Genomic DNA, 11,876 nt, shown 5'->3' with positions numbered 1-11,876 from the left:
GCAGCACTACACAAACCGAAATGAATAAATTTTGATCGCACATGATAGCTTCATTACCATTAAAAAACAAATTTATACTTCAATGAAACCATCATGTGCAGCACTACACAAACCGAAATGAATAAATTTTGATCGCACATGATAGCTTCATTACCATTAAAAAACAAATTTATACTTCAATGAAAATAATGAAAAGAATAAGTTCCTTGTTGCTTTTGTTTCTGATGTTTAATCAGGTATCCTTTGCGCAGACAAAACTCTCTAAAGATGAAAGAATGAAATGGTGGCGGGAGGCCCGTTTTGGAATGTTTATCCATTGGGGTGTTTACGCGCAATGGGCAGGTGTTTATCATGGCCATGAGCAGACCCGTGGGGGTGCAGAGTGGATTATGAACCGCTCAAAGATTCCGGTAGCGGAGTATCAGGCCAAAGCCAAAGAGTTTAATCCAACCCGTTATGATGCCGATCTTTGGGTTAAAATGGCTAAGGATGCTGGTATGAAATATATCGTGATTACGGCCAAGCACCACGATGGTTTTGCTTTATTCAAGTCAAATGCAAGTAAATGGAACATTGCTGATGCTACACCTTATGGTAAAGATGTATTAAAGCCTTTAGCTGCAGCATGTAAAAAGTATGGCGTTAAATTAGGTTTTTATTATTCTCATGCGCAGGACTGGAATAATCCTGGAGGGTCTGCGGCACGAAAAGAAATGCGTGAAGGTTGGGCAAATCCGGATTCAACAAAGATTGATGCCTATACTTTGGCACATAAAGGACACTGGGATCCCGCACAGGAAACGGCAACTTTTGATCAGTATATTGATCGTGTTGCTGTGCCACAGGTAAAAGAGATTTTAAGTAACTATGGTGATATTGCTGTTTTATGGTGGGACACGCCTACGAATATGACTGATGAGGCAGCGCAGAAGTTAAATGATGTGCTGAAACTGCAACCGAATATCATTACCAATGACCGTTTGAAAAGGCCAAATTTTCCTGGCGACACCAAGACGCCGGAGCAAAAAATTCCAACAAGAAAAGAGTTGGATGGGAAAGACTGGGAGACTTGCATGACGATGAACGGTACCTGGGGCTACAGAACCAAGGATACGAATTGGAAAAGTTCCGAAACATTGATCAGAAATCTTGTGGATATTGCATCTAAGGGCGGTAATTACCTGCTCAATGTAGGGCCTAAGCCTGATGGGACTTTTCCGCAGGAAAGTGTAGACAGGCTTCGCGATATTGGAAAATGGATGAAAGTGAACGGAGAGGCTATTTATGCCACCAAAGCAGATCCTCTGGAGGAGGTAAGCTGGGGTAGGATTACCAGTAAAGAGACGGATAAGGGTACAACATTATATCTTACCGTATTCAACTGGCCAAAAGACGGTAAACTTGAAATTCCTGGACTGGAAAACAAAGTGCGATCCGCTGAGCTGCTGGCTGGTAAATCGGCATTAAAGACGGAAGGCAATGTGGTCTACCTGCCTCAGCAGGCACCTGATGCTATTGCCTCTGTAATTAAGGTGGAAGTAAATGGAAAGATCAAAGCGAGGGCAATGGATGGTGGAAATATGAAGACCGGTGCACTGGATTAAGCGATTACAGAATTTAGTATTCATGAAGAAATATATATTTTTATTGTTTGCTGGCCTCTCCTGGATAGGGGTGAATGGCCAATTGAACAGCAAGGTTTATATCAGTAACTACGGAGAACTGAATAATTCATTTTTTCTGATCAAGCACCAGAAGCCAGTTAAAGTGGCATTTTTGGGGGGATCTATTACTGATATGAAAGGCTGGCGAGAGCTGGTGATGGCCATGCTTGAAAAGCAATATCCAAAGGTAAAATTTGATTTTCTAAATGCTGGAATTCCTTCTTTGGGAAGTTTGCCTCATGCCTTCCGGTTAAAGACGGATGTGCTGGACAAAGGAAAGGTAGATCTGCTATTTGTGGAATCAGCGGTGAACGACAGAGTCAATGAAACTTCTGAAAAAATACAACGGAGGGCATTAGAAGGAATTATCAGGCAATCTTTGGCGTCAAATCCGGAGATGGATCTGGTGATGATGGCTTTTGTAGACCCCGATAAAATGGACGATTACCATGCTGGTAAAGTTCCTGTGGAAGTTCAGGTACATGAGGATATGGCAAAATATTATCATCTGCCTTTCATTAATCTGGCCAAAGAGGTTACTGATCGCATCAATGCGAGGGAGTTTACCTGGGAAAAGGACTTTAAAGATTTGCATCCTGCTCCTTTTGGACAGGAATTGTATAAACATACTATTCAGGCTTTACTGTTGTATAACGATGGCTTAAAACAGAATGGGTTGAAGTTAAGAAAACTTCCTAAAGCAATGGACAAGGGGAATTACTGTCATGGGAATTATTATGGGATCCAGCATGTAGGATCGTTAAGAGGCTTTGTTCAAAGGGCGGACTGGACTCCGGCTGATGGTGTGCCTGCGAGAACTGGTTTCAATCATGTGCCAGTCTTAGAAGGTTCTTCTGCAGGAGATGCCTTTGTACTGGATTTTGAGGGTAGCGTAATTGGGTTGGCCTGTCTTGCCGGTCCGGATGCGGGAACAGTTGAGTATACCGTGGACGGAAAGTCTTATCCTGCATTGGATTTATACACAAAATGGAGTAAAGGGCTTCATTTGCCGTGGTATAAACTTCTGGCAGATGACCTAGGAAAGGGGAAGCATAGACTTGAACTGAAGATCAGCGGTCAAAAAAATGAGTCCTCCAGTGGACATGCTGTGCGGCTGGTCAATTTTTTAATCAATTAACAAATGAAATTATACCGTTTTTTTTATAGTTTTTTAATTGGCGTAGTTTGTTCACTTACTGTTGCTGCGCAAACAAGGGTGGCCTGTATTGGAAACAGCATTACTTTTGGTTCCCGTTTAAAGGATCGTTTAACTGAAGCCTATCCTGCACAACTTCAGCGTATGTTGGGGCCTGGATTTAAGGTAATGAATTTCGGGGTAAGTGGGGCTACCTTGTTGAAGAATGGAAATAAACCTTATACAGCTACGTCCGCTTGGAAGGAGGCATTAAGCAGCGCACCCGATGTTGTTTTTATCAAACTGGGGACAAATGACAGCAAGCTGGTGAACCGGAAATTTTATGCTGAATTTAAATCTGATTATAAAGAAATGATCAGGGATTTAAGACAATTGCCCTCTAAACCAAGAATCATTCTTCTAACACCTATTGCTACATTTACAACAGATACTGCCCAGATATGGGACGTGGCCATTACAAAGTCAATTCTTCCTCTGGTTAGAGAGGTGGCTTATGATGAAGGGTTGGAGCTGCTCGATCTTCATTCTCTGTTTCTGGATAAGGAAAACCTGTTGCCAGATAAGATACATCCAGACGCCACAGGGGCTAAAGTCATCGCTGACCGTTTATACACGCAGCTGATGTTAAAACGAGTACGTGCAGACTTGAAGAAAAAACTTAGAGAACCTTTTACCTTAAGCTCATTTTACGGATACAAAAATATGGAGTTCCAGTTTAAAGGGCGAAAAGCTTTTATTGTGGAACCTAAATATGCAGCCCCTGGACATCCCTGGGTATGGCGGGCCCGTTTTTGGGGTCATGAACCTCAAACTGATATCGCGCTCCTGGAAAGAGGTTATCATGTGGTGTATTGTGATGCCTCAGAGTGGTTTGGGAACCAGGAGGCTATAAATTTGTGGAATGCCTTTTATAGCTATCTCCAGGGGATGGGACTTTCCCGGAAGGTAGTTCTGGAGGGCATGAGCCGGGGAGCGGTCTATGCCTATAATTGGGCAGCTCTCAACCCGAAAAGAGTGGCTTGTGTATATGCGGATAACCCGGTACTGGATTTAAAAAGCTGGCCGGGAGGTTTAGGTAAAGGGCCCGGAAGCAAGACGGATTGGGAGATTTTTAAAAAGGACTATGGTTTTGATACGGATGAGGCAGCAAAAGCTTCTAAAGTAAGTCCGATTGACAAAATTGATCTGATTGTTAAAGGACATTATCCGGTATTACATGTATGCGGTGATGCGGATGAACTGGTGCCTATGGAGGAGAATACAATACCTTTTGAAAAGGAGTTTAAAGAAAAAGGAGGATCTATTACAGTTCTGCACAAGAAAGAGGGTAAGCACCACCCGCACAGCCTGCCAAATCCTGAACCTATTGTTCGTTTTATCCTTCAGGCGAATTCGTCAAAGTAATTTCCGTCTGCTTAACGATTAATTGATTTTATGAAATTTTCGACCCGTATATTTCTTTCTGCCGCTGTTTTAATGTCGGTTTCCAGTGGTTTGACTTTCGCACAGGAACAAGATCCTGGCATGTGGGACAAAGCAAGTCTTCAAAAAGATAATCCCAATCTGAAATGGTTTAAGGAGGCTAAATTTGGAATGTTCATCCACTGGGGACTCTATTCCAAACTGGCTGGTGAATACAAAGGCAAGAGGTATTATGGCAGTGGAGAATGGATTATGAATCAAGGTAAAATTCCTGCTGCAGATTATGCTGAGGAGGCGAAAACCTTCAATCCTGTGGATTTTAACGCGGAAGAATGGGCCAGGATTGCGAAAGATGCGGGTATCAAATATATGGTCATTACTGCCAAACATCACGAAGGTTTTGCGATGTATGATTCCAAGGTAAGTGATTTTAATATTGTAAAAGCGACACCTTACGGGAAAGATCCTATGAAAGCCCTTGCAGAGGCTACACGTAAACAAAAAATTCCGTTTGGGTTTTATTATTCCCAGTTTATAGACTGGCATGAGCCAAATGGTGGAAAGAATGGCTGGGATTTTGACGAATCGAAAAAGGATTACCAGAAGTATTACAGGGAGAAGGCGATTCCGCAATTGAAAGAATTGCTTACGGGTTACGGTCCATTGGGGATTGTTTGGTTTGATATGCCGGGAGGACTTACCAAAGCACAAACCCAACAACTAGTGGATAGTTTACACCGGCTTCAGCCTAAAAGTTTATTCAGCAGCAGGGTAGGGCAGGGGCTTGGAGACTATCGTGATTTTGGTGATTCAGAGATCCCGGATGTGCCGATCAAAGATGCGGTATGGGAGTCTATTTATACCCATAATGATTCTTGGGGCTATATTAAGCATGATATGAATTTTAAATCTTCTGAGGAGATCGTCAGGTTGCTGGCCCGGGTGGCCTCTAAAGGAGGGAATCTGATGTTGAATGTGGGGCCGGATGGCCTGGGGAATATCCCGCCTTATTCAGTAAAGTATCTGCTGGAAACAGGCGCATGGCTTAAAAAGTATGGAGAAAGCATTTACGGATCTGATTATGGCTTGGTACCTCCGCAACCATGGGGCGTAACGACTTCCAAACCTGGTCGCGAATTTTTGCATGTATTTCGCAGACCTTCAGATGGTAAGCTTTTAGTGCCTGGATTAAAAGCCGAAGTAACGAAGGTTTATGATCTGAATACCAAGGTGTCTTTAAAATGGCTGGCTGATGGTGATGATTTATTTATAAGTTTACCTGAGTTTAAAGGCGAGAATCCGGATCAGGTATTTGTGATTGAGTACAGTGGGAAAGCCCAGGATCAATCCGATAATAAAACCACAGTTGTATCTCCACAGTTTGAAGAAAATAGCCTGGATGCGATCTCCGCTCAATTAGAAGGAAAAGCAGAAATCAAAAGTTTAACCTATAGCCATTACTACGGAGACTGGAAACATACTACCTGTATAGTGGAAATGAAATCTCCTACTGATGGCGCGGAATTCAAAATAAGGCTCACAGGGGCGGGAGATTATAAAGTGACACTTGAGTATGCCTGTTCGCAGGAAAGTGCGAGACAGGAGGGGAAAATAGTTTTTAATGGTAAGGATTATTTGTTCAAGACTCTGCGTACTTCTGAGTTTGATAAAAGCGCCCCGCTCATGTTCATTAAGCATACTGTAGCTATTGTCTCTGCAGATAAGGCAGGGGAGTACAGTTTGAAAGTCAGTCCACTGCAGGAAGGTAAAGAGTTGTTTAAATTGAAGTCTGTATGGTTGGTTCCAATAAATTAAGGTAGATGATAAGTTAAGATGGATTTTGTATTTGTCTGATTTTAAAATAAATATTAATATGAATAAATCGGTTTTTGTAGCCATGTTGCTTTTGTTTTTCTCTAGCCAAATATTATTTGGTCAGTCAAAAAGTATCTACCATAAGGGTTGGACAGACTTTAACAAGAACGGAAAAATGGATGTGTTCGAAGATGCGTCCAGACCAGTTGAAGAAAGGGTGAATGACTTGCTGGGACAGATGACACTGGACGAAAAAACCTGTCAGACGGCTACACTTTATGGCTACGGGAGGGTGCTCAAAGACGAAATGCCAACTGCCGAATGGAAGACTAAAATCTGGAAAGACGGCATTGCAAATATTGATGAGGAACTGAACAGTTTGCCTTATAATAAAAAAGCCGTAAGCCAGTATTCTTATCCTTTCAGTAAACATGCTGGTGCCATTAATACGGTACAGAAATGGTTTGTGGAAGAGACTCGTTTAGGGATTCCTGTTGACTTTACGAATGAAGCTATTCATGGTTTGTGTCACGATCGGGCTACCCCTCTTCCGGCACCGGTAAATATTGGCTGTACCTGGAATAAGGATCTGGTGTATCGGGCAGGTAGTACTGTGGGAAGAGAAGCCAGAGCTTTGGGGTATACCAATGTTTATGCACCAATTTTAGATGTGGCCAGGGACCAGCGCTGGGGAAGGGTGGTGGAATGCTATGCGGAAGATCCTTTTTTGATTGCTGAACTTGGAAAGCAAATGACTTTAGGGATTCAGGATCAGGGTGTCGCAGCCACATTAAAACATTATGCTGTATACAGTGTGCCAAAAGGTGGGCGCGATGGTGCAGCACGTACCGACCCACATATTGCACCCAGGGAGATGCATCAAATGTTCCTGTATCCATTCCGCAGGGTGATCCAGGAGGCCCATCCTATGGGCGTGATGAGCAGCTATAACGACTGGGATGGTGAACCTGTTTCTGGAAGTTATTATTTCCTTACGGAACTTCTACGTAAGCAATTTGGCTTTGATGGTTATGTGGTTTCAGATAGTGAAGCGGTAGAGTTTATCTCCAGCAAACACCATGTGGCAGAAGATTACAAAGATGCGGTAAAACAATCTATAGAAGCAGGTTTGAATGTTCGTACACATTTCACTATGCCTGAGGTTTTTATTTTGCCTTTAAGAGAATTGGTAAAGGAGGGTTCTGTGTCTATGAAAACACTTGACCAACGTGTGGCCGATGTCCTAAGGGTGAAATTCAGGTTAGGTTTGTTTGACCACCCTTATGTAACTGATCCTGCTTCTTCAGATAAAAAAGTACATACAAAAGCGGATGAGGAGCTTGCTGTTCAGATCAACCGGGAGTCTATGGTATTGCTTAAAAATGAGAAGAGTCTGCTTCCTCTGGATGTAAAAAATTATAAAAATATATTGATTACAGGTCCATTGGCAGGAGAGGTGAATTATACCACGAGCCGCTATGGGCCTTCTAATAATCCTGTTACCTCCATATTAGATGGAATTAAAGCCTATGCCGGGCAAAATACTGCGATAAAGTACAGTAAGGGGTGTGAGGTGATTGATGCAAAATGGCCGGAAAGCGAAATTATTCCTACAGATCTAACTGTGGAGGAAAAGGCTATGATTGCAAAGGCTGTAGAAGATGCACGGCAGTCGGATATTGTGATTGCTGTGGTTGGAGAAACGGACAATCAGGTAGGTGAAAGTAAATCCAGAACCGGTTTGGGGCTGCCTGGCAGGCAGTTGCAATTGTTACAGGCGTTGTATGCTACAGGAAAACCAGTGGTAATGGTAATGGTTAATGGCCGGCCGTTAACTATTAACTGGGAGAACCGGTATTTGCCGGCGATTCTACAGGCAGGTTTTCCTGGGCCTTCTGCAGGTAGAGTTGTGGCTGAAACGCTTTTCGGCGACAACAATCCCGGTGGCAAACTCTCCATGACCTTTCCAAAGTCTATTGGACAGATCGAATTAAACTTTCCATTTAAGCCAGGTTCTCAGGCAGGAGAGGGTAAAAAAGATGATCCGAATGGTTATGGGAAAACCTCGGTTCAAGGTGCTTTATATCCTTTTGGTTATGGTTTGAGTTATACCAGTTTTGAATTCAGTAATTTGAGGTTGGGCCAGCAGGAGATTCATACGCAGGCAGATCTGGAAGTGTTGGTGGATGTAAAAAATACGGGGCAGCGTAAAGGAGATGAAGTAGTTCAATTGTATTTGAAAGACGAGGTGAGCAGTGTAACAACATATGAATCTGTGCTTAGAGGTTTTGAACGAGTAGGCCTGGCACCTGGAGAAACAAAGACGGTTAAATTTATACTTCATCCTGATGATCTGGCTTTACTGGACAAGAATATGAACTGGACCGTAGAACCTGGAAAATTCCAGGTGATGATTGGAAATTCTTCAGAAGATATTCGTCTGAAAAAGGAATTTACTGTGCTGGAACCTGCTGCTGTGAAGGCAAATCCTTAGCCGCTTTTTTACTGATGATATGTATTCTGTAATAAGCCAGTACGCTGTACAGCAGCCAGAGCAGGATCAAATGGAACAGTGTGCCAAAATCTGTCGTTATGCTTGCTCCTGCCTGTACAATTGCAGTGTAGATCTTAATAAAAGGGGTGGTGGGCAGCAGGGAGGAAATCCATTGCAGAGGGAGGGGTAAAGATTCATAAGGCCAGGTATAGCCTGTAATGAGAAAAATCGGATAGGTAGAAAAGGCCATGACTTGTAAGCAGATTAATTGGGATTTAAATAGAGATCCAATAAACTGCGCCATGGGGATCAGGGTAAGCAGCAACAGAAGGAACAACAAGCCCAGGTGAAAACCGCTGCCGCGCATTGGGATGTTCAGCAGTTGGAAATTTATATTTAAAAAGAAAAAGGCATAACAACCAAAGAGCAGGAGATAGAACAGTCCTTTGCCCCAAATGGCCTGTGATAAATTACCTGTATTCCAAAGCTGTACAGACTTTCTTTCCCTTTCTGCTGCTACACTTTCAGACAAGCCAATCAGCAGGGTTTGTTGAAGGATCAACGCCAATAGCCCAGATAAAAGAAAGCCGCCGTAACTACTGCGTTCGTTGAAAAGAGGTCTGTAATCCAGGCTTACAGGGGCTACCTGTTGCATGGCAGCTTCGTTGGTTAAGCCCTGGGTTTGCTGGAAATACTTAAGCCGAACGCCAGCTCCTATAGTCAGACAAATTTGCTGTACATTAGCCAGCAGATCGCTGGAAGGGAGAAATCTGGCTGCATTTACAGCAAGTACTACATTGGCCTGTTTTAAGGTGTACAGACTTTTTTCAGTGTCTTTTGGGATGTAAAAATAGCCCTGGCAATTGCCCAGGTACATGTATTCTTTGGCCTCTCCAAGATTAGGGAAATGAACCAGATCTACAATCTGCGACTTGTCAATATTTTGCATCAGCAGCCGGGATAATGTAGTGTTGTCATCGTCTACAACTGCTAATTTTACATGTTCTTCTTCTTTATTTATGTAAATGCTTCCATAAAAGAAAGCGTATAACAGCGGAGCAATCAATAGGGTGAGCAGCAAACTGTGATCCTTGGCCACCAATGCAACCTCGCGCCAGAATAAGCGAGAAAATCCGGATTTAGGCTTGTTTTGCTTCATATTTCAGTTGATTTAATTGTGCCTTCAACAGCAGGCCTGCTGTAGGAAACATGACCAGACAAAACAAGAGGAGTTTTTGAAGCTCATTTTGCGAATATTGCAAAGAGAGGTTCATGTAATAGGACTTAAAAAAAGCATCCAAAAATGGTGTATAAGGCATAATGGTAGCGTAATACTGATCGTACCAGGGCATGGCCCATCTTGGGAAAGTAAAGCCGCTGAATACAAAGGCGGGAGAAGTATAAAACAAAGCGGTGTCTCCGGCCAGCATGACGTCTTTGAATAGTGCAGAAATGAAAAAGCCGATGCCAATACAAGCCAGCGAGAGAAGGGTATAGAGGAAAAAGAATTTGCCTGTGGCCGCTGGTACTCCAATATGGAAGATGGGGAAAATGACAAAAGCGATCAGTATAAAATTAATCCAGGCAATAGCCAGATGAGCTGTGGTTTTTCCAAGTATTACAGCTGTAGCTGATCCTTCAGAGAGCTGGTGCAGTTCTTCCATAGTTTCCGTTTTCCATTCGTAATTCAGGGCAAGCATACTACTAATGATCAGGATCATTTGCATGCCTACGGTGATCAGACCCGGAACCAGGTATTCCTGATAATTGTACGTGGCATTGTATAACTGGTAAGAATTGAGTTTAATGGGATTGGCGAGTGCCATTGCTCTTTCTGGTTTTACGCCGGTTTTTACCAGCTTTTGCAGGATCACGCCAGCACTGCCGGTAATGATCACTTCGGCTACAGACTTATAAACTAGTTTTGCAGGAACCAGCGAGGCTGCGTTGGTGTATAATGTTACGGTAACCGGATGGCGGCTCAGGATCTGTTTTTCCATGCCTTTGGGAAAGTGGACCGCGCCCATTGCTTTACCTTTCTGGATCAGTAACTTGAGTTCTGCTTCATTTCCAACTCTGTAGGTCACCCTCAGGGCTTCTCTTTGTGTAAGGAAAAAAGTCAACTGGCGGCTTACAGGTGAATTGTCTTCGTCCCAGATGGCGAAAGGAAGGTTTTTAGCCTCCTGTTTATTATAAATCAAGGCATAAAAGAAAAAGAGCACCACCGGTATAATAAGCATCACCAGGTAGAAGACAGGAAGGGTGAAGATCCGTTTCCATTCTCTTTGTATAATTTGCCAGATGTTTTGCATTTATGGAAGTTTTAAAGAAGCTGTCATACCTGAACGGAGGCCTTCGATTTTTGCATTTGGAGCTGGGGTAAGTTCGATAGTGAAAGTTCTTAATTCAAATTTGCCCTTTTCATTTGTAGGAATCCAGTTGGCGAATTCAAGGGTAGGGGAAATGCTGGAAACTTTAACATCAAACGTTTCAGGTGTACAGCCAGGAACCGTAACTTGTGCAGTGGCACCTGTTTTTAATAATTTTCCTTTGTCCTGTCGTATATTAAAGCGCAGTAATGCCGAGTTCTTTTTTTCGATGGTCATCATAGGATAACCTATGGAAACAATCTCTCCCTGGTGGATCACCAAGCTTGAAATTACACCATCTGCCGGCGCATATACTCTTGTGTTTTCGCCCAGTGCTTTGGTCAGTTCATAAGCATGTTCTGCTTGTTTTACTATAGCTTGTGCTGAGCGGATGATTTCAGGGCGTGTACCTTTTTCAATCATCTGCAAGTTCAGTTTAGCTGTTTCCATTTCTTTTTTTGAAGCCTGGTATTTGAAATAAAAGATGTCTTTTTCCTGTCCGGAGATGACCTCTGCATTGTACAAGTTGTTCATTCTCTGATAGGTGTTGCTGAATAATTTGTATTGCTCTTCGGTAATCTGGTAAAGCTTGGAGGTGGCTTCTACGAGTTCGGGGCGTGCGCCTTGTTTCAATAAATCCAATTGTCCTTTGGCGGCATCTATGGCTGCAAGTGCTTGTGCTTTAATGGCATCGATTTCATTGGTACGGAGAACAGCCAAAAGCTGTCCTGTTTTTACGGTATCTCCCTGGCCAACGAGTAAAGAGTCTAGTCTGCCAGGGAACTCTGCCGCGACATCCACACTTGATGCATCGACCATTCCGACAAGGGTATCCTCGCTATCAGAAGGATTCCCTTTTAAAAAGAAAAACAGGGCAATGAGTACAACGGCTATAGGAATGGTTAAAGCCCAATAGTTTTTGAAAAAATCCTTCATCTTTTTAAGTTTTATAGTCC

General features: G+C 43.0%; 8 protein-coding genes. 5 read left to right on the top strand and 3 right to left on the bottom strand.

Going from position 1 to position 11,876, the window contains the following annotated elements:
- Positions 1 to 188: 188 nt before the first annotated feature.
- Genes DBR11_RS09715 through DBR11_RS09695 form a run of 5 tightly spaced genes read left to right on the top strand, consistent with a single transcriptional unit; the run spans position 189 to position 8,551 of the window.
- Positions 189 to 1,604: an alpha-L-fucosidase gene (locus DBR11_RS09715; RefSeq protein WP_108552041.1), complete on the top strand. Its 1,416-nt coding sequence runs from the start codon at positions 189 to 191 to the stop codon at positions 1,602 to 1,604.
- A gap of 22 nt (positions 1,605 to 1,626) precedes the next feature.
- On the top strand, positions 1,627 to 2,802 hold the full coding sequence (locus tag DBR11_RS09710; RefSeq protein WP_108552039.1) for an SGNH/GDSL hydrolase family protein: 1,176 nt from the start codon (positions 1,627 to 1,629) through the stop codon (positions 2,800 to 2,802).
- Positions 2,803 to 2,805: 3 nt separating this feature from the next.
- Positions 2,806 to 4,224, top strand: a complete 1,419-nt coding sequence (locus tag DBR11_RS09705) for a GDSL-type esterase/lipase family protein (protein WP_108552037.1) — start codon at positions 2,806 to 2,808, stop codon at positions 4,222 to 4,224.
- A 30-nt stretch (positions 4,225 to 4,254) separates the two neighbouring features.
- A complete protein-coding gene (locus DBR11_RS09700; RefSeq protein WP_233260706.1) occupies positions 4,255 to 6,057 on the top strand; it encodes an alpha-L-fucosidase in 1,803 nt (600 codons plus the stop codon).
- Positions 6,058 to 6,115: 58 nt separating this feature from the next.
- Positions 6,116 to 8,551 carry a glycoside hydrolase family 3 N-terminal domain-containing protein gene (locus DBR11_RS09695; RefSeq protein ID WP_233260705.1) on the top strand — a complete coding sequence of 812 codons (2,436 nt, stop codon included), beginning with the start codon at positions 6,116 to 6,118 and terminating at the stop codon, positions 8,549 to 8,551.
- On the opposite strand, the gene DBR11_RS09690 is transcribed toward DBR11_RS09695, so the two are convergent.
- Genes DBR11_RS09690 through DBR11_RS09680 form a run of 3 tightly spaced genes read right to left on the bottom strand, consistent with a single transcriptional unit; the run spans position 8,511 to position 11,856 of the window.
- Positions 8,511 to 9,710, bottom strand: coding sequence for an ABC transporter permease (locus DBR11_RS09690; RefSeq protein WP_108552035.1), 1,200 nt, complete (start codon positions 9,708 to 9,710; stop codon positions 8,511 to 8,513). The genes DBR11_RS09695 and DBR11_RS09690 overlap by 41 nt on opposite strands.
- Positions 9,691 to 10,863 carry an ABC transporter permease gene (locus DBR11_RS09685; protein WP_108552033.1) on the bottom strand — a complete coding sequence of 391 codons (1,173 nt, stop codon included), beginning with the start codon at positions 10,861 to 10,863 and terminating at the stop codon, positions 9,691 to 9,693. The genes DBR11_RS09690 and DBR11_RS09685 overlap by 20 nt, the downstream gene beginning before the upstream one ends.
- Positions 10,864 to 11,856, bottom strand: a complete 993-nt coding sequence (locus DBR11_RS09680; protein WP_108552031.1) for an HlyD family secretion protein — start codon at positions 11,854 to 11,856, stop codon at positions 10,864 to 10,866.
- Positions 11,857 to 11,876: the final 20 nt, after the last annotated feature.

The sequence above is a fragment of the Pedobacter sp. HMWF019 genome (genome assembly GCF_003061025.1).
GTDB lineage: Bacteria > Bacteroidota > Bacteroidia > Sphingobacteriales > Sphingobacteriaceae > Pedobacter.
Note: the sequence above shows the minus strand (reverse complement) of the source record. Positions and strands in the feature narration are given on the sequence as shown.

What these genes read in the sequence shown, in the direction of transcription:
- DBR11_RS09680 (WP_108552031.1), bottom strand. Translation starts at nt 11,856, where the DNA reads ATGAAGGATTTTTTCAAAAACTATTGGGCTTTAACCATTCCTATAGCC.
- DBR11_RS09690 (WP_108552035.1), bottom strand. Translation starts at nt 9,710, where the DNA reads ATGAAGCAAAACAAGCCTAAATCCGGATTTTCTCGCTTATTCTGGCGC.
- DBR11_RS09695 (WP_233260705.1), top strand. Translation starts at nt 6,116, where the DNA reads ATGAATAAATCGGTTTTTGTAGCCATGTTGCTTTTGTTTTTCTCTAGC.
- DBR11_RS09705 (WP_108552037.1), top strand. Translation starts at nt 2,806, where the DNA reads ATGAAATTATACCGTTTTTTTTATAGTTTTTTAATTGGCGTAGTTTGT.
- DBR11_RS09685 (WP_108552033.1), bottom strand. Translation starts at nt 10,863, where the DNA reads ATGCAAAACATCTGGCAAATTATACAAAGAGAATGGAAACGGATCTTC.
- DBR11_RS09710 (WP_108552039.1), top strand. Translation starts at nt 1,627, where the DNA reads ATGAAGAAATATATATTTTTATTGTTTGCTGGCCTCTCCTGGATAGGG.
- DBR11_RS09715 (WP_108552041.1), top strand. Translation starts at nt 189, where the DNA reads ATGAAAAGAATAAGTTCCTTGTTGCTTTTGTTTCTGATGTTTAATCAG.
- DBR11_RS09700 (WP_233260706.1), top strand. Translation starts at nt 4,255, where the DNA reads ATGAAATTTTCGACCCGTATATTTCTTTCTGCCGCTGTTTTAATGTCG.